Genomic DNA, 18,143 nt, shown 5'->3' with positions numbered 1-18,143 from the left:
CTCAACCACCGGCCCGTGGGACGAAGGTGCTGCCCGTGTCCTGGCGGTACGGCGTGCCCTGCCACTGTCCGGAGGAGAGGGTCCGGCTCCGGTCGCCGGCGACGAAGCTCCACGGTCCGCGGTAGACGTTGTCGTGCCAGCGGTTCTGCTGCTGATGGGTGATGGCGTCGGCGACCCGCCTGCCCTTGTACGGTGACCAGTCCGGAGAGGTGCCGTCGTTCGCGAAGACCGCCATGCGTGCGCATTCCGCCGTACATCCGACGACGGACGGGTCGAGGACGAAGCGGTTGCCGTGGATGTCCACCCGCTGGGTCTTCCACCGGCAGTCGGTGTAGAGCGGCGCGGTCGCGATCGCCGGTGGTGCGCAGCGGCCGGTGTCCTTCACCAGCAACGTGCAGTAACCGGTCGACGTGTTGGCCGGGCTGTTGCAGAACCGGTCGGCGTTCTCCCACAGGGTGATCCCGTTCCAGTTGTTCTCCAGCACGTTCCCGTAGATCTCGATCCTGTCCGTGCGTGCGCGGATCCGTGGCTCGCCGCCGGCCTCGGAGACATAGACCGTCGCGTACGGGAAGTCGTCGCCGTCCTTGGCGCCCGCGCGGCCCTCGACCCAGTTGTTCCGCCGGAGCGTGTTGTTCCGGATGACCGCGTTGTAGCTGGTCTCGTAGATGAGCGCGGCACCGTCGTTGGCCTCCAGCAGGTTGTCCTCGATGCGGAAGTCGTTGTTGTTGTTGTCGGCCCACAACCCGGCCCCGCGGTTGTCGTGCACCCAGTTGCCGCGAACGTCGGCGCCGTCGACGGCCCAGAACTTGATGCCCCCGGTGCAGCCGCAGCCCGGCTGCCGCCGCTCCCAGTCGTCGGTGTTGTTGCCCACGATCTCGTTGCCCTCGACCACCAGGCCACGGATGGAGTCACCGGTCTTGTACGCGTTCATTCCGTACTGTCCGTTGCCGCGCAGGCAGCTGGCGCGGACCTGCTGGCGAGCACCGGCCATCAGCCCGGCACCTGAGTTGTACTGGATCGTCGCGTGCTCGATCACCCACGCGTCGGCCATGTCGTGATTGACGACCCCCTCGTCGTGCGGCGCGACGAAACGCTCCACGGTCAGGTGGCGGATGGAGACGTCGCGGGCGGTCCCGCCGAACGCGTACTGGTTGACCTTCCGGCCGTCCAGCACGGCGCCCGGCGCGCCGAGGTAGCGGTTCCCCTCCTTGGCGATGACCTGGGCATACGGGTCCGGCTCCAGCCGGTGCGTGCCCGGCCGGAGCCAGAACGTGGTGTTCGGGGGGCTGCTCTCGGTCTTCGCGGCCAGGTCGCCGACCACCGCGGGGTCGACCGTCACCGCGCCCGGCGGTGCTTTCGCGGGCCCGGCGGCGGGCTTGGAGCACACGCGGGCGGGGGACGTGGCGGGCGCCCCGGACGCATCGGGCGTGGCGTGCCCGTGCCCGCCGGAAGCGTCGGAGGTGGCGGGCGCCACGGACGGCTTCGCTGGGGCATCCGGCGCGCTCGTGCAACCGGTCGCCACCAGCAGCGCGCACGCCAACGCCCACTCCCGTCCCTTGATCCCCACCCCTGCCCCCCCTAGCCGCGGAACCCGAGCACGGTGGTGAACCCCTCCACACCGTCGGCGAAGCCCGTGCCGACCAGCGTGGTGGTGGGTTCCTTGCGCCCGAAACCGGCGGAGTACCAGCCCAGCGGCGGAGCCGTCTCGCCGCGGTGCGCCCGCCAGGACAGCTGCCCGGGCAGGTCGAGCACGGCGGAGCGGTCCTCGCCGTCCAGGGTCCAGCTGAGCACCGCCCGGTTCCCCACCAGGTCCGCGGCGATCGCCGGGCCGAGGTGGAACGCCAGGCGCACGGGCCCGCGCTCGCCGTGGACCTCGTCGACCACGCGCAGCTCCTGGCTCGCGGCGGTCAGCTCCACCCGTCGGCGGTGCACGGAACGCTGGTATCCGTCGTGCTCGGCGCACCAGCGGACGGTCCCCCCGTCGGAGGCGCCGGACGTGTCCGCGACCAGGACGCGGGTGCGGGCGTGCCGGGTCCACAGGAACGGGCCACCCGAGACGGACTGGTCACCGCCGTCCCATTGCAGGGTGTTGTGGCCGAGGGTCGACCGGAAGTACCGCCGCCACTCCGGCTGTCCGTGGTAGCAGTACGTCCCCGGGTCGGCGAGCACATCGACACCGTCGTGCCGGACCTCCACGGACAGCGCGTCCGCATGGGCGTGCGCGGCGATGGACAGGAAGCCGTGCGGACCACCGTCGCAGCGGCACCAGATCTCTCCCGGACCGCGCAGGATCGTCATGCCCGCGTCGGCGAAATGCGCCGGCCGGCTCGCCGGGCGGGTCACGGCCGGTGCGGTCGTGATCTTCGCGAAAGGCCGGATGAGCGCGGCGAGCAGCGGGGTGCGCACGTCGGTGCCGGTCACCGTCGGCCACCAGTCGAGCCGGCCGAACACGGCGTCGCCGGTGGCGAGGAGCGAGGCCCAGCGGTCGGTGCCCGTGCCGTCCACGACGAGTCCGTGCCCGTCGTCCGCGTCGCCCTGGCGCGGCGGCCGTAACCGGCTGTCCACGACGGCCGCGAGCGCGTCGGTCATCCGCAGCAGCACCAGTCGGACCGACGCGGGGACCGGCACGGCGGCGGCATCCGCCTCGGCCACCGCGGCCAGACCGAGTTCGAGGACGAGCCCGTGATATTCGGTGGCCAGCTCGCGGTTGAGGCCGGAGTGGAAGGTGTTCTCGCGCAGATGCCGCTCGAGGGACCGCAGCGCGCCGAAGCGCCAACGCGCCGAGGAGGGGAACCAGGCGAACGCGCAGGCCGCTGCGAACTGCCCGGCGGCCTCGGCGATGACGTGGTTGTTGGCCGACGAACCCCGGCTGGGGAAGGCGGCCAGCCAGCGCTGGTGGTGCCACACCTGGTTCACCGCCACCGGGTTGTCCTCGAACAGACCGGCCGCGCCCGGCCAGCCGTCGAGCAGCCGGCGGATCCACACCCAGGACAGCAGCCGGATGCCCAGCTCGATGCCGCTGATCCAGTGCACGCCGCGCAGCGGCGGGTTGCCCGTCCACCACGACCGCAGGTGCTCGGCCACGCGCTCGGCGTACCGCTCGTCCCCGGTGATCGCGTAGGCGGCGGCGAGCACCGTGAGGTACTGGTGCCGGGAGAGCTCCCAGATCTGCTTGACGTCCCCCGCCGCGTCCTCGTTCCGGTACGGCACGTCGAAGGCGTATCCCGACGGCGCCCGGCGCCCGGTCTTCGGGTCGTACCACCAGTCCGGGTCGGCCAGGTCGTCGCGGACCACCCCGAAGTACTCGGCGTGCCCGGCCATCAGCCGGTCCGCCTCGGCGACGAGCCGTTTCGCGGCGTCCGGAGGTATCGCGGCGATCGTCCCGGCGGGCAGTGCCGCGGTGAACCGGGCGCCGGTCACCCTCGGGCAGTCCGGCGGCGCCGACCGCCACCGGCGCCTGCGTACCGTGTCGCCCACCCGGCCGCCGACCTCCCGCGGTCCCATCCGGGACAACCGCCGCAGGTACCAGCCCGCGCTCATGGTCATCGAGCCCCCGCCAGCGTCACCGGCACGCCGCCGACCAGAGAGGCCTGTACGGCGAGGGTGGCCGCCGTCGTGGCCACGAGCGACTCCAGCGGGACCGGCATCGGACCGCCGGTCCGCACGGCCTTGACGAACGCGGCCAGTTCGGCGTTCTGTCCCTTGTCGCGGGCCTGGGGCAGCCGCGAGCTGACCCAGCGCTTGCTCCCGTAGACCGAGGCGCGGACGAAGTCGTCGAGCCGCAGCACCTTGCCGTCCGCGACGAGGTCCAGCGTCTCCTTCGGGAAGCTCGACGGGCCGGTGGTGACGTAGCTGATGGTGGCGGTGGACCCGTCCGGGTAGCGCAGCACGACCTGCAGGTCGTCGTTGCCGGACGTGGCGACCGCGTACACCGAGACGGGGTCCGCCCCGAGCAGCCGGCTCGCCGTGTCGATGAAGTGGCCGCCCTCGCCGGCGAACCGCGAGCCCTCGGTGCCCTGTTGGAGGTACCAGCTGCCGTGCTGCAGCCGACCCGCGTTGACCAGGTAGCGGAGGTTCGCCGGGCCCGTCCGGACGCCGAACTGCCCCGTGGCCTGCTGCAGCAGCGGCGCGAACCGGCGGTTGAAGCCGACCTGGAGCCGGTCGTTGCCGGACTCCTCCACCGCCGCGAGGACCCCGGCCAGCTCGTCCTCGGAGAGGGCGAGGGGCTTCTCCACGAACACCGTCTTGCCGGCGAGGAGCGCCTTGCGGGTCAGTTCGGCGTGCGAGCTGTGCCGGGTGACGACGAACACCGCGTCGACGGAGGTGTCGCCGAGCACGGCGTCGAGATCGGTGGTCGCCTCGGCGAAGCCGAACTTCCGCTGCGCGTTGGCCGCGGACAGTGCCGTCGTGGTGACGACGGTGGACAGCTCGACGCCCTCCCGCTTGGCCAGGTGCGGCAGCAGCATCGACGTCGCGTAGTTCCCCGCGCCGACGAACGCGAGGCGCACCGGGCTCTTCACCGGCCGGGCCGGGGCCGCGCCACCGCGTCGTACCGCGGGCACGGCCACCGTCGGGGCCGGTGCCTCGGCCTTCTCCTCGGGGTAGCGGAACAGCACCGCCACGGCCTTCAGGTCGCCGTCCTTCAGCCGCCGGTACGTGTCGACGGCGTCGTCGAAGTCGGCGACGTGCGACACCAGGGGCTCCACGTCGACCCGGCCGCGTGCCATGAGGTCGAGGAAGCACGCCAGGTTGCGGCGCTCGGTCCACCGGACGTACCCGATCGGGTAGTCCCGCCCTTCGAGCTCGTACGCCGGGTCGTAGCGCCCGGGGCCGTACGAGCGGGAGAAGCGGACGTCCAGCTCCTTCTCGTAGTACGCGTTCCACGGCAGGTCCAGACGGCACTTGCCGATGTCGACGACCCGGCCGCGGTCGCGGCACAGCCGGGCGGCCAGCTCCACGGGCTGGTTGCTACCGCCGCCGGCGGCCAGGTACACCTGGTCCACGCCGTGGCCGTCGGTGAGTTCGGCGACGGCGGCCTCCACGGCCGTGGAAGCGGGATCGCCGCAGGCCACGGCGCCCAGGCGCTCGGCGAGCTCGCAGCGCGCCGGGTCGGGGTCGGCCCCGACGACGCGGACGCCCGCGGCGGCGAGGAGCTGTACGACCAGCTGCCCGATCAGTCCGAGACCGATGACGAGCGCCACCTCGCCGAGCTGCGGCTCGCCCTGCCGGACGCCCTGCATCGCGATCGAGCCGACGGTGCCGAACGCCGCGTGCCGCGGCGCGAGGCCGTCCGGCACCTTGGCGTAGAGGTTCTTCGGCACCCAGTTCAGTTCGGCGTGCAGGGCGTGCTCGTTGCCCGCGCAGGCCACGAGGTCGCCGACCTTCACGTCGTCGACGCCGGGGCCGACCTGCTCGACCACCCCGCACAGCGAGTAACCCAGCGGGGTGTAGGAGTCCAGCTTGCCCATCACCTTCTGGTAGGTGGCGGGTATCCCGTTGGTGGCCACGCTCTGCATGACCTTGGCCACCTGGTCCGGCCGGGAGCGGGCCTTGCCCAGCATCGACATGCCGGCCTCGGAGACCTTCATGAGCTCGGTCCCGGTCGATATCAGGGAGTAGGAGGTGCGGACGAGCACACCGCCCGGCTTGCACCCCGGTACCGGCACGTCGAGCACCGCGAGTTCGCCGGTCTTGTAGTTCTGTACAACCTGTTTCACCGAAGTCCCCTTGTTTCTAAGCCTTCTCGTGCGTATCCCGGCCGGACCCGGAGGTCGCGCCGCGATACCAGTACTCCAGGGTCAGCACATGCCAGAGATGCTTGGAGAAGTCCCGCTGCCCCGCGGCGTCCTCGGCGACCATGCGCGCCAGCGCGTCGCGGCGCAGGAAGCCGTTCCGGACGAGCACGCCGTCGTTCACCACCTCGCGCACCAGCGGTGCCAGATCCCGGCTCATCCAGGCCCGCAGCGGGGCGCTGAACAGGCCCTTGGGCCGGTACACGATCTCCCGGGGCAGGATCGAGGTGGCCGCCTCCTTGAGGACGGCCTTGCCCTGCCGCCCCACGATCTTGCGGTCGCCGGGCACCGCGAACGCCGCCTTGACCACCTCGACGTCCACGTACGGCACCCGCACCTCGGTCGACGCGGCCATGCTCGACCGGTCCGTGTAAGCGAGGTTCAGGCCCGGCAGGAACATCCGGGCGTCGCCCAGGCACATGCGGTTGACGAAGTCGTCGAGGTCGTTGTCCTGGTAGACGTCCGTGTGCTCGGTCAGTACGTCGTCGACCGTCCCGGCCAGGTCCGGATCGACCAGGGCGAGCAGCTCGTCCTGGTCGTACATGGTGTAGCTGCGCCGGAAGGCGGTCTCCTCCGGCAGGTCGGCGAAGGAGAGGAACCGCTTCGCGAAGCGCACCGAACGGTACCCCCGGCGGGCCGAGGCGACCGGCAGCCGGTCCACGGCAGTGGACAGACCGCGCCGCAGGAGCCGCGGGACGCGCTGGTAGCGCAGCGCGATCAGGTTGGCCAGGTGCTTGCGGTAGCCGGCGAACAGCTCGTCGGCACCCATCCCCGAGAGCATCACCTTGACCCCGGCCTCCCGGGCGGCCTGGCAGATGAGGAACGTGTTGATCGCGGCGGGGTCGCCGATCGGCTCGTCCAGGTGGTACGTCATCTGCGGCAGCAGGTCGAGCACGTTCGGGGCGATCTCGATCTCGTGCAGGTCGACGCCGAACCGCTCGGCCACCTGCCGGGCATAGCGCAGGTCGTCCGGCATCGCCTCGAACTTTGCGTCCTCGGCGCGGAACCCGATCGTGTAGGCGGAGATCCCCGGTCGGTCGCGGGCGGCCAGCGCGGTCAGGTAGCTGGAGTCCAGACCGCCGGAGAGGAAGGTCGCCACCGGTACGTCGGAGAGCAGGTGGCGTCGCGTCGACTCCTCGACGACGGCGGCCACGTCCGGCAGTTCGCCGCTCCTGGCCCGCTCCCGGCCCTCGGCGGCGACGTCCCGGAGGTCCCAGAACCGGCCGCGCTCCACCCCGCCGTCGGGCCGGAACCGGAGCCAGCTCCCCGGCGGCAGCTTCTCCGCCTCGCGGAACGCGCACCGCGAGTCCGGCACCCAGTAATAGAGGAGCGAGGCCACCAGCGCCGCGTGGTCCACCTCCAGCGAACCGCCGGTGGCGGCGGCGAGCGCCTTGAGCTCGGAGGCGAACACCAGGCCCGCACCGCGCCGGAGCAGGAACAGCGGCTTGATGCCGAGCTGGTCGCGGGCGAGCACCAGCTCACCGGTGCGCTCGTCGAAGATCCCGAACGCGAACATGCCGCGCAGCCGGGGCAGGCAGTCCGTGCCCCAGCGCCGCCAGGCTTCGAGCAGCACCTCGGTGTCGGAGGTACCCCGGAAACGCACCCCCGCGGCCGTCAACTCGGCACGCAGTTCAGGGGCGTTGTACAGCTCGCCGTTGTACGTCAGGACGAGGCCGCCCGAGGCCATCGGCTGGGCGCCGGTCTCGGACAGGTCGACGATGGCCAGCCGACGGTGCCCGAGGTGCACCTCGCCGTCACCGACGGGATGGCTGTACCGGCCCGCCCCGTCCGGCCCGCGGTGGGCGAGCGTGTCGGTGAGCCGGTCGGCCACGACCTTCCCGTCCGGCCATCGGTACGTGCCTGCGATGCCACACATGTCCTACCGCCCGTCCTGGTCGCTGTCCGGGACCTGTGACACCCACATCGGCACCCGCTCCGTTCCCCGCCGTCCCGTCCCGTTCCGCCGGGCCGGCCCCTCGCTCCGGCCGCGCGGCGAGGCGGGCGCCCCGGCCCACAGCGTTCCGTCGGTCCGGTCACGCGGATCGGGGTCGATCAGCACCACACCGATCACCGCGATGCGCTGGTCCGCGAGCTGCCGCGCCACGGTGTGCAGCCACGCGGTGCTGCCGTGCCCGGCCCGTACGACGAGCACCGTCCGGGTGCCGAGGTGGTGCAGGTCGGTCCACGCCGCGCCGGGCGCCACCGAGCCGACGCCGATCCGGCGCTCCTGGTACGGGACGGCCGCGGCATCGTCTCCGCTGACCACGGTCGGATCACCCGGCTTCGGGCGGCGGTCGGCGAGCCGCAGGCCGGGGAGACCGTCGACGATCACCACGGGCCCCTCGTCCGCCAGCGTTCCGGCGAGGTCCAGGGCGATCATGCTCGTGCTGTGCTCACTGCCCAGTTCCAGCAGCGACATCGGTTCGGCGGAGCCGCGCATGGTGCGGGCCAGGGACGAAGCGAGCCTCGCCCGTGCCGCCCGGGTCCGTCGGCGCCGCCACCACCCGCCCGTCCCGCGTGGCAGCTCGGCGATGACCGAGGCGCCGAGGTTCGCCGCGATCTCCCGGCGCAGCACCGGGCGGTCCGCCACCACCGCGCCGACCGCGGCCACCGCGAGTCCGAGGGCTAGTCCGAGGGCGATCCCGATCCCGCCGTTGGTTGCCGCGGCCTTGGGCAGGGAGTGCCGCACCGCGCGTGGGGCGTCCACGACCTGGGTGCGGGCGACGAGGTGAGGCGTGCCGATGCGCGCCTCGGCGGCGCGCTGGCCGAAGTCGGATATCTGCGAGGTGAGTTCGGCGCGGCGGGCGAAGAGCGACTCCATGTTCGCCGATGCCTTCGGACCGTTCTCGGACGATCCTTCCCCGATCGCCCTGTTGACCTCGGCGAGGTCGTCCCGCAGCCGGTCACGCTGGTCGAGCAAGGCCTTGGCCTCGGCGTCCGCCGCTTCCCGTATCCGCCTGACATGGTCCGCGACGAACGCGTCGGCCAGTGCCTTGGCGCGGGCCACCGCCTCCGCGTCGCTGTCACCTGTCACATCGATCTGCAGCAGGTTGTTGGTCAAGCCGACACCTTCGTACTCCTTCATGAAGTCCTCCGGTTTCTCCGAGGACTTGAGGGACCGCAGGGCGCTGCCGGCGATCCGGGTGGTGTGCAGCAGCGCGGCGTCGGTGCGGATCAGCGTTCCGGGGTCGTTCGGCTGGTCCTCCTGGTGCGCGACCAGCACCTTGGTCACCGCGGTCGGCGGCGGCGGCAGCAGGACGGCCACCGCCGTGCCGCCGACCAGGCCGAGCACTGCCATGGCGGACCAGAGGCGGCGCCGTCTCCGTACCGCCACCACCAGCGACTGCAGGTCGATCAGCGGCGTGGCCGACGGCTCCGACGTCGTACGCGTCGTCACCCTTTACCTCCTGGCGCGTCGTCGCCCACTGCGAGCGCCGGTGTGGTGTCGTCCGCCGCGAGCGTCGGCGAAGGGTCGTCCGCCGCGAGCGTCGGAGTGGTGTCGTCCGCCTTGCGCTTCCCCGCGGCGGCTTGCCGGGCACGGCCGGCCGGCCGCGTCGGACGGGCCCAGACCGTGCCGGCCAGGACGATGCCGACGACCTCGTGCCGGGCGTCGGTACACGCCTCGGCGATGCCGGCGAGCTCCCCGGCGGTCCAGCTGCCCGCGCTGAGCACGACCACGGCACCGGACTCGTCGTCGGGGTCCGGCACCATCGGCCGGGACACCGATACCTCCATCACCCGCAGCAGCGGGCGAGCCCCGTTCGAAGAGCTCGGGGAAGGAGCGCTCCCGGCCTCGGTGACGAGCTGATCGGCGGCCCGGCGGGCGACCTCGTCACCATCCGGAACCACGACCAACAGCCCTCTGGAGGAGGGCAGTCGGTCCCGGAGGCGGGCGTACACCCGCCGGTAGCGGATCTGCCTGCTCGCCTCGTCGCCGGAGCGCTGCGGGGTCGGTATGTCCCACCGGACGTCGACGCCGAGCAGTCGGCGGATCCGGGCCCGCGGGCCACGGCCCCCGGGCCGGTGCTCGGGCCACTGCGCGGGTACGTCGACGGTGCCGAGCAGCGTGGAGCCCAGCGCCGCGGTGATCTCCGGCTCGGTGCGCAGTCGGCGGCTCACCCGCGCGGCCGCGAGATGACCGAGGACCGCGAGCACGAAGGACAGCAGCGCTCCGGCGACGACGAGCTGCGTCCTCGTCGGCGGTGCCTCGCCGGTCGGCCGGGCCGCCGGTCCCAGCACGACCATGCTCGCCCTTCCGGCGGCCGGCTCGGCCTTGTCCAGCTTGTCCACGGCCTCCTGCAGCGCGGTGCGCAGCTTCGCGAGCTCGGTGCGGGTCTGCACGCTCTCCACGCTCTTCCCCGACCCGGCCTCGTCGGCCAGCTCGGTGATGCGGCGGCTGGTCCGCTCCACCAGCTGCCGCAGCGCCTCGGGCTGCCCGGCCGCTTCGGGGTCGGTGCTGTCGCCCGAGATCTGCGCGGCGAAGGCGACGAACTCCTCGGCCACCTGGTCGGCGAGGCGCTGGGCGCGCGCCGGGGTGTCGGCCGTCCCCGAGATCTTGATGATGTTCCCGTCCGCGGCCTTGGCGCTCAGCTGCTCCCGCAGCTCGTTGCCATCGACCCCGGGCCAGCCCAGAGCGGCGGCCGCGCGGTCCACCACCACCGACGTGGTCGCGATCTCCGCCTGGGTCAGCAGCTCGCGCTCCTCCCACGCCCCCGGCAGCAGAACCGACGCCGATGTCGTGTACCGCGGTGGAAGCAGCAGCGAGGTGCCGTAGCCGACCAGCGCACCCATCACCACGAGGATGACGAGAAGCCGTCGGCGCCGACGGATGATCCGTCCGATCGTGACCAGACGTATGGTGTCGTCGCTCAACGGTGCGGCCTTCTCCCTGCCCGGCCCTGACCGGCCGACGACACGGGAGTGCGGTCACGGCAGGCGGCGGCGTAGGCGGCCAGCAGTGATTGCTGCGAGTGCCGCCAGGAGAGCTGCCCGCTGATCCGCTCCTGACCGGTCTTGCCCATCCGGGCCCGCTCCTCCGGATCGTCGAGGAGCAGCGCGATGAGCCGGGCGAACTCGGCCTCGTCGTTGGCGGGCGCGTAGACGGCGGCGTCACCGGCGGAGACACGCGCCTCCCGGAGGTCGAACGAGACGATGGGCCTGCCCATCACCATGTATTCCAGGACCTTGTTCATGGTCGACACGTCGTTGAGCGGATTGCGCGGGTCGGGGGAGAGGCACACGTCCGCGGTGGACAGGTAGCGCACCAGGTCCGCGTCGGGAATGCGACCGGTGAACTGCACCTGCTCCGAGAGCCCGAGCTGCCGGGACAGCTCGACCATCGCGTCGAAGGCGTCGCCGGCGCCGACGAACACCGCGTGCCAGTCGGTCCGCCCGAGCTCGTCGCGCAGCTTCGCGAGGGCCCGCAGGGCGTAGTCGACGCCGTCCTGCGGCCCCATGACACCGAGGTAGCACAGCAGATGAGGCTTGCCGCGCTTCAGTTCCGGCTCCGGCGGCACCGGGTGGAACCGCTCGATGTCGGGGGCGCTGCGCACCACGAAGACGTCCTCCGGCCGTCGGCCGCCACGGCGCAGCGCGACGTCCCGGTAGCTCTCGTTCGTGGCGAGCACGACGTCCGCGGCCCGGTAGGTCATCCGTTCCAGCGCGCACACGGCGCGGTAGAGGAGGTCCTCGCCGCGGTCGAACCGCGAGAGGTACAGCTCGGGCACCAGGTCGTGCTGGTCGAAGACGAACCGCGCCCCGCGCCGCTTGAGCCACCGGGCCGGCAGGAACAGCAGGTCCGGCGGGTTGCAGGCGTGGACCACGTCGACCGGGCCGACCTCGCGGGCCAGCCGGATCGTGTGCCACAGCGCCGATCCGTACTCCCGCAGGTAGCCGGCCGGCCCTCCGGTGGCCGCGCGCAACGGGTAGCGGTGGATCCGCACCCCGTCGATCACCGCCTCCGGTTCCGTGTCCCGCTTCTCCCCTCGGGGACAGATGACGTGCACCTCCCAGCCCGCGTCGCGCAGCGTCGTGCACTCCTGCCACACCCGCCGATCGAACGGCACCGACAGGTTCTCCACCAGGATCAGCGCGCGCCGGGTCGGCCCGGCGCCACTGGTCGTATCACCAAGCAAGGCCCACGTACCCCGGTTCGGCCCGGCGCACGTCGGCGTCGGGAAGGTGGATGAGGTCGACGATCACCGGGCCGTCGCCATGGGGCAGCGCCGAAAGCACGGCCGGATCCCTTGTCCCGACCAGGCACACCTCGGCATGGTCGAGCACTTCGGCGACGGAGTCCGAGAGCAGCTGCGCGAGGTGCGGCAGCCGGGTCTCGATGTACTCGCGGTTCGCACCGAGCAGCCGGGAGAGGTTCACGTTGGGGTCGTAGATCCGCAGGTCGTACCCCTTGCCGAAGAGCCTCTCCGCCAGCTCGACGAGCGGGCTCTCGCGAAGGTCGTCGGTGCCGGGCTTGAACGACAGGCCGAAGAGGCCCACCCGGCGCTTGCCGGTGCGCTCGACCAACTCCACCGCGCGCTGCAGATGATCGGAGTTGGAGGGCAGCACATGGGCGAGGATGGGCACCGAGACGTCGGCCCGCTGCGCCGCGTGGACCAGGCTGCGCAGGTCCTTGGGCAGGCAGGAGCCACCGAACGCGAAGCCCGGCCGCAGGTAGGCGGGACTGATGTTCAGCTTGCGGTCGGCCAGGAACACGTCGATCACCTGGTGCGAGTCCACCCCGAGCGCCTGGCACACCGCGCCCAGCTCGTTCGCGAAGCCGATCTTGAGGCCGTGGAAGGCGTTGTCCGCGTACTTGATCGCCTCGGCCGTCGGGACCGGCACCCGGAACACCTCGCCGGGCAATCCGTCGTACAGCGCCGCCACCACGTCGCCGCTCGCCGGGTCGAGCTCGCCGATGACGGTCTTGGGCGGGTCGAAGAAGTCCAGCACGCTGGTGCCCTCCCGCAGGAACTCCGGGTTGACCGCGACCCCGAAGTCCACCCCGGCCGTGCCGCCGACGTACTTCTCCAGGATCGGCACCAGCAGGTTCAGGCAGGTGCCCGGGAGCATGGTGCTGCGGAACACGATGGTCTGCCGCCCGCCCCGCTCGGCCACCGCGGCACCGATCTCCTCGGTGACCCGCTCCAAGTACGTGGTGCACAGGCTGCCGTTGGGCTCCGACGGGGTGCCCACGCAGATGAGCGACACCTCGCTGCCCGCGATCGCCTCGCGGACGTCGGTGGTGGCGCGTAATGCTCCGCTCCGCACGACCTCGGCGATGAGCTCGCCGATCCGCTCCTCGACCACCGGCGCCTTGCCGTCGTTGACCAGGTCGACCTTCACCTGGTTCACGTCCACCCCGATGACCTCGTGACCGAGGCTGGCCAGGCACGCGGCCGACACGCAGCCCACGTAGCCGAGCCCGAAGACGCTGACTCTCATGACCCGTTCCTCCCCCTGGGCAGGCCCTTGTGGCCTGCCGTCCCTGAGCCGAACTGACGACGCCCCCCGCGCATCAGTAGGCCCCCTGCCCGTAGAACACCGCTCGCAGCGTCTTCCACAGAATCACCGCGTCCAGTGCGAGCGACCAGTCCTCCACGTACCGCAGGTCCAGCCGCACCGCCTCGTCCCACGGCAGGTCGCTTCGTCCGCTGATCTGCCACAGGCCGGTGAGACCGGGCTTGACGAGCAGCCGCCGCCGGATGTCCGGGCCGTACGCGGCGGACTCCTCCGGCAACGGAGGCCGCGGACCGACCAGAGACATCGAGCCGGTGAGTACGTTGAACAGCTGCGGGAGCTCGTCGAGCGAGTACCGGCGCAGCACCGCTCCCACCCGGGTCACCCGTGGATCCCGGCGGAGCTTGAACAGCAGGCCGGCGCCCTCGTTGCGGTGGGCCAGCTCGGCCCGTGCCGCGTCGGCCCCGACGACCATGGTGCGGAACTTGAGAATGGTGAACTCGCGGCCGTCCTTGCCGACCCTGCGCTGGCGGTAGACCGCCCCGCCCCGGCTGTCCACCAGCACGAGCAGCCCGACGAGGAGCATCAGCGGCGCGAGCAGCATCAACAGGACCGCCGCGCCCATCCGGTCGACGACCTCCTTGACCGCCCGGCGGCCCCCGGTGAAGGTCGGCATGCTGACCCGCAGCAGGGGGATCCCGAGCACCGCGTCGACGTGCAGTCGCGGGCCGGCCACCTCCATCAGCACGGGAGCCACGACCATCTCGGCATCGCTGCCTTCGAGGTTCCAGGCCAGCCGCTGCAGCCGGTCCGGTGACCAGTGCGGGTCCGGTGTGACCGCGACGACACGGTAGCCGTTGTGACGGACGTGGCCCGCGACGTCGGCCAGCCGGCCGACCACCGGCACTCCGTCCACCTGGTCACCGTCGAGCCCGGGACTGTCCGCCGTGCACACCGCCTCCACCCGCCAGCCGAGGTGCGGGAACTTGCGGGTGCGGGTGATCAGGTCACGCACGGTGGCCGGGCTGCCGGCGGCGAGCACCGGGCGCAGGCACCGTCCTTCCTTCCGCTGCTTGTGCAGCCAGAGGCGCAGCAGATACCGCTCGGTCATGGTGACGAGGGCGATCACCGGGATCGCGACGAAGATCCAGAGCTTGATGTTGCGCGAGGTGAGAGCGATCCCGAGGAGCGCCAGTACGACGGCCGCCGTACACAGCGAGCGTCCGAGCCGGCGGAATTCCTCGGCGCCCTGGCCGAGCACGGCCGGAGCCCATGACCGGCTCACCGCAAGCGCTCCCAGCACCAGAAGTTCGGTGCCGAAGGCGAGAATCCTCCACTTCTCGTGCCAGTTGGCCGCGTCCCGGACCCCGAAGAAGCTGCCGATGGCCGCCACGAGGACGGCGGTGACCACGATGTCGCTGGTGATCACTGCCCGGCGGTACCGCTGCTCCCAGTCGACGTCGGCCCGGCTGATCGCCCCGTTCTCCAGCCGACCGTGGGTCGATGGAAACGGGCTGACTAATTCCCCCTGCTGCACGGTCCCCCCCAGGGCGCCAGTGGTCTCGACGTGTTGGCTCCACACGGTTCCTCCCCCCGGGAGGCCCCCGCCCCCCGCGCTGTTCCTCCCCTCAGGGGCCCCCGCCCCTGCGCGCCGCGCTGTTCCTGTCTCCGGGAGGCACACGCCCACCCCGTGCATGACGTACCGACCGTTGCAGCGCTACATGAACACCCTCACTCAGGCGACGGCGGACTCGTGTGTCCTGCCAGAGCTCCGAGGTGTGCCGGAACCTGTCGGAGTTTCGGGTGCTCCCCACACCCGAAGCCCCAGTCGGGCTCCAAGAATCGATCACCCCCACGTCTGGCGCCGGGGACGCTACTACTGGCCGTCCATAGCGCTGGATCGAAAGATCATCATTTGTCGCCTGGTGTCCGAGCTTGTGAAGCACGGTCAATCTAGAGCATCGGAGACCCTCTGAAGAGGGATGTGCACAATTTGTGCTGAACCTTTGAAGGTTGATCCACCGAAGGGTGACCGCCCGGTGGAGCCCTCACGGTGGAGACATGCGTCGTGACCTGTGGTGACGGCAGTTCGCGAGGCTGCCGGAACCGCCAACTCCGGGTCAGCCCGCCGCTGTTGGGCCGGCAGAGCTTGGCTTGTTCTTTAACCTGCCGGGCTGGAGCCGGTACGTCGATCGCGGGACTCCGGCGCCCGATGCGCCTGCCCCCGACTGCTCCGGGGTCTGTCCGTCACCGCGCGGGGCGGTCTCCGGGGGCTGACGGGTCGTCCCCGCGCAGTCGGTGTCCCACGGTCTCCAGGGCGTCGGCGAGCAGGGCGATCTGCTCGGGTTCGAGGGCGTCGACGAACAGCTCGCGGACGAGGGCGACGTGCCCGGGGGCGGCGTGGTGGAGGGCCTGGCGCCCCTCCTCCGTCAGTACGGCGAAGGTTCCGCGTACGTCGGTGGGGCAGGTGCGGCGGCGTACCAGGCCGGCCTTCTCCAGCTGGGTGATCTGGTAGGTGAGGCCGCTCTTGGAGGTGAGCACGGCATCGGCGAGCTCCGTCATGCGCAGCTCGCCGTCGGGTGTCGCCGACAGTCGCACGAGCACCTCGTACTGGGGGTGGGAGAGGCCCTCGTCGCTCTTGAGCTGCTGCTCGACGCGGCGCGACATCAGGCTGCTCGCCACGAGGAAGCCCTGCCAGGCGCGCATCTCGACCTGGTTCAGCCAGCGCGGTTCGTCCATGGGGCCACTCTACCTCGGTTGTTCAAATTCGAATCAATATGTACAGTCGTGGCCGGTTCAAATTTGAACTACCTGTCTTTCCGTGTGGTCGTAGCGAACCGGGGCGGACCCCATGACGCACACCACCTGCCTCTCGACACGAAGGAACCACCCCGTGACTTCCCCCGCGATCGACCGCACCCCCACCGCCGCGGCGCCGTCCCCGCACACGTACGACATCGGACTCCTGGTCCTGCGCGTGGCCCTCGGTCTCACCGTGGCCGTCCACGGCAGCCAGAAGCTGTTCGGCTGGTTCGGGGGCGGGGGCATCGACGGCACCGCGCAGTTCTTCGCCTCGGTCGGCTACCCCGCGGGGAAGGCGATGGCCGTCGTGGCCGGCCTCACCGAGACCCTGGGCGGGCTCGGACTCGCCCTGGGGCTGCTCACCCCGCTGGTGGCCGCCGGCCTCGTCGGCACCCTGGTCAACGCCCTGGCGGTGAAGACGGACGCGGGCTTCTCCTTCTTCGCCCCTCAGGGAGTGGAGTACGAGCTGCTCCTGACCGTCGCCGCCGTCGTGCTCGCCCTGACCGGGCCCGGCCGCTACGCCGTCGACCGCTTCCTGCCCGGGCTCCGCTCGCACCGCCTCGCCCACGGCGTCCTCGCCGTGGTGCTCGGGGCGGTCGCGGCCGGCGTCGTCCTGCTGGTGCGCGGCTGACGGCCGCCTCCGGGTCGTCGGCGATCCGCGCCGAGCCCCCGCCCCTCAGAAAGGAACCGAGCGTGCCCAACCAGCCTTTCCCCGTCATTCGTTGGTCGGCCGACGAGGGGGAGCGCGCCGGCACTCCGCTGGTCGTCGCCCTGCACGGCCGCGGCGCCGACGAGCGGTCCTTCGCCGGCCTCGCCCCGCACCTCCCGTCCGGGACGACCGTCGCCTCCGTCAGGGCGCCCATCCCGGAGGGCGGCGGCTACGCCTGGTTCGCCAACCGCGGTGTCGGACGCCCGCTGCCGGACTCCCTCGCCGAGACGTCCGACCGGCTCTTCGGCTGGCTGGACACGGTGGAGGCGCGGCACTCCTCCGTGGCCGTGCTCGGGTTCTCCGGAGGAATGGCCATGGCGGGCGGCCTCGTCCTGGCCGAACCCGGGCGCTTCTCCGCCGCGGTGCTGCTGTCCGGCACCCTGCCCTGGGACGCCGGTCTCTCCGAGGAGACCGACCGGCTCGCCGGACTCCCTCTCTTCTGGGGGCGCGACACCGCGGACGCCGTGATCCCCGCCGATCTGGTCGCGCGTACCGGCACATGGCTGCGGGAGCGGTCCGGAGCCGACCTGCGCGAGCGGACCTATCCGGGCATGGGGCACGGCGTCTCCGTCCAGGAGCTCCGGGACATCCACGACTTCCTGGCGACCGCGCCGCCGCGCGCCCCGGGTGGCCGTGTGACGTCCTGAGCGGTGTCGGCCCCTCAGGGCCGGTCGCGGCGATTCTGTTCGCTCATGTGTTCGGTTATTGGTTACGCTGGACCCATGAGCGCAGCGCGACCCGCCCTGCCCGGACTCCAGGGCTCCCTCTTCGACCAGGGCGACGACATCCGGTTCGGCCCACTGGACGGCCTCCGGCGGACCGTGCTGGACGGCGGCGCCTGGGTCGACCACCTCCCCGGCTGGCTGCAGGGCTCCGACGCGCTGTTCGAGGAGCTGGTCGCCGGGGTGCCCTGGCGGGCCGAGGAGCGGCCGATGTACGACAACGTGGTCGCCGTGCCCCGGCTCCTGGCCCACTACGGCGAGGGCGTCCCCCTCCCGCACCCCGCCCTCACCGAGGCGAGGCGGACCCTCGGCTCCCACTACGGCCCCGAACTCGGTGAACCCTTCGTCTCCGCCGGCCTCTGCCTCTACCGCGACGGCCGGGACAGCGTGGCCTGGCACGGCGATCGCACCGGCCGCTCCGCCGCCCACGACACGATGGTCGCGATCCTCTCCCTCGGCGATCCCCGCGACCTCGCCTTCCGCCCGCGCTCCGGCGGCCCCACGGCTCTGCGTCTCCCGCTCGGCCACGGAGACCTCGTGGTGATGGGCGGTTCCTGTCAGCGCACCTGGGACCATGCCGTCCCCAAGACGAGCCGTGCGGTCGGGCCCCGCATCAGCGTTCAGTTCCGCCCGCGGGGAGTCCGCTGACCTTGGCGACCGCGG

General features: G+C 71.9%; 13 protein-coding genes. 3 read left to right on the top strand and 10 right to left on the bottom strand.

What is annotated here, in order from left to right:
* Window position 1: 1 nt before the first annotated feature.
* The 10 genes from OG259_RS02620 to OG259_RS02575 form a co-directional block, all read right to left on the bottom strand.
* On the bottom strand, window positions 2-1,567 hold the full coding sequence (locus OG259_RS02620) for a right-handed parallel beta-helix repeat-containing protein (protein WP_328940673.1): 1,566 nt from the start codon (window positions 1,565-1,567) through the stop codon (window positions 2-4).
* 11 nt (window positions 1,568-1,578) lie between these two features.
* The gene (locus tag OG259_RS02615) at window positions 1,579-3,546 is read right to left on the bottom strand and encodes an alginate lyase family protein (RefSeq protein ID WP_328940672.1); all 1,968 of its coding nucleotides are present in this window, start codon (window positions 3,544-3,546) and stop codon (window positions 1,579-1,581) included.
* Complete coding sequence (locus OG259_RS02610; protein WP_328940671.1) at window positions 3,543-5,717, bottom strand: bi-domain-containing oxidoreductase; 2,175 nt, start codon at window positions 5,715-5,717, stop codon at window positions 3,543-3,545. Before OG259_RS02610 ends, OG259_RS02615 begins: the two co-directional genes overlap by 4 nt.
* Window positions 5,718-5,733: 16 nt before the next feature.
* Window positions 5,734-7,668: an asparagine synthase (glutamine-hydrolyzing) gene (gene asnB, locus OG259_RS02605; protein ID WP_328940670.1), complete on the bottom strand. Its 1,935-nt coding sequence runs from the start codon at window positions 7,666-7,668 to the stop codon at window positions 5,734-5,736.
* Window positions 7,669-7,671: 3 nt separating this feature from the next.
* Window positions 7,672-9,189: a Wzz/FepE/Etk N-terminal domain-containing protein gene (locus tag OG259_RS02600; RefSeq protein WP_328940669.1), complete on the bottom strand. Its 1,518-nt coding sequence runs from the start codon at window positions 9,187-9,189 to the stop codon at window positions 7,672-7,674.
* On the bottom strand, window positions 9,186-10,664 hold the full coding sequence (locus tag OG259_RS02595) for a Wzz/FepE/Etk N-terminal domain-containing protein (protein ID WP_328940668.1): 1,479 nt from the start codon (window positions 10,662-10,664) through the stop codon (window positions 9,186-9,188). The genes OG259_RS02600 and OG259_RS02595 overlap by 4 nt, the downstream gene beginning before the upstream one ends.
* Window positions 10,661-11,926: a glycosyltransferase family 4 protein gene (locus tag OG259_RS02590; RefSeq protein WP_328940667.1), complete on the bottom strand. Its 1,266-nt coding sequence runs from the start codon at window positions 11,924-11,926 to the stop codon at window positions 10,661-10,663. The genes OG259_RS02595 and OG259_RS02590 overlap by 4 nt, the downstream gene beginning before the upstream one ends.
* Window positions 11,916-13,232 (bottom strand): nucleotide sugar dehydrogenase, encoded by a 1,317-nt coding sequence (locus OG259_RS02585; RefSeq protein ID WP_328940666.1) that lies wholly within the window; start codon window positions 13,230-13,232, stop codon window positions 11,916-11,918. Before OG259_RS02585 ends, OG259_RS02590 begins: the two co-directional genes overlap by 11 nt.
* A gap of 73 nt (window positions 13,233-13,305) precedes the next feature.
* Entirely contained in the window at window positions 13,306-14,784 is a 1,479-nt protein-coding gene (locus OG259_RS02580; protein WP_328940665.1) for a sugar transferase, read from the bottom strand.
* Between the two features lie 710 nt (window positions 14,785-15,494).
* A complete protein-coding gene (locus tag OG259_RS02575; protein WP_328940664.1) occupies window positions 15,495-15,986 on the bottom strand; it encodes a MarR family winged helix-turn-helix transcriptional regulator in 492 nt (163 codons plus the stop codon).
* Window positions 15,987-16,098: 112 nt separating this feature from the next.
* Between OG259_RS02575 and OG259_RS02570 the strand changes: the two genes are divergently transcribed.
* The 3 genes from OG259_RS02570 (at window position 16,099) to OG259_RS02560 (ending at window position 18,128) form a co-directional block, all read left to right on the top strand.
* A complete protein-coding gene (locus tag OG259_RS02570; RefSeq protein ID WP_443051902.1) occupies window positions 16,099-16,680 on the top strand; it encodes a DoxX family protein in 582 nt (193 codons plus the stop codon).
* 62 nt (window positions 16,681-16,742) lie between these two features.
* Window positions 16,743-17,405: an alpha/beta hydrolase gene (locus tag OG259_RS02565; protein ID WP_328940663.1), complete on the top strand. Its 663-nt coding sequence runs from the start codon at window positions 16,743-16,745 to the stop codon at window positions 17,403-17,405.
* 75 nt (window positions 17,406-17,480) lie between these two features.
* Entirely contained in the window at window positions 17,481-18,128 is a 648-nt protein-coding gene (locus OG259_RS02560; protein WP_328940662.1) for an alpha-ketoglutarate-dependent dioxygenase AlkB, read from the top strand.
* The last annotated feature ends 15 nt before the right edge of the window (window positions 18,129-18,143 follow it).

This window comes from Streptomyces sp. NBC_00250 (genome assembly GCF_036192275.1).
Taxonomy (GTDB): Bacteria; Actinomycetota; Actinomycetes; order Streptomycetales; family Streptomycetaceae; genus Streptomyces.
Note: the sequence above shows the minus strand (reverse complement) of the source record. Positions and strands in the feature narration are given on the sequence as shown.

Excerpts from the sequence above, each read along its gene's own strand:
- OG259_RS02615 (WP_328940672.1), bottom strand. The coding sequence starts at position 3,546 with ATGACCATGAGCGCGGGCTGGTACCTGCGGCGGTTGTCCCGGATGGGA.
- asnB (WP_328940670.1), bottom strand. The coding sequence starts at position 7,668 with ATGTGTGGCATCGCAGGCACGTACCGATGGCCGGACGGGAAGGTCGTG.
- OG259_RS02585 (WP_328940666.1), bottom strand. The coding sequence starts at position 13,232 with ATGAGAGTCAGCGTCTTCGGGCTCGGCTACGTGGGCTGCGTGTCGGCC.
- OG259_RS02575 (WP_328940664.1), bottom strand. The coding sequence starts at position 15,986 with ATGGACGAACCGCGCTGGCTGAACCAGGTCGAGATGCGCGCCTGGCAG.
- OG259_RS02570 (WP_443051902.1), top strand. The coding sequence starts at position 16,099 with ATGACGCACACCACCTGCCTCTCGACACGAAGGAACCACCCCGTGACT.
- OG259_RS02560 (WP_328940662.1), top strand. The coding sequence starts at position 17,481 with ATGAGCGCAGCGCGACCCGCCCTGCCCGGACTCCAGGGCTCCCTCTTC.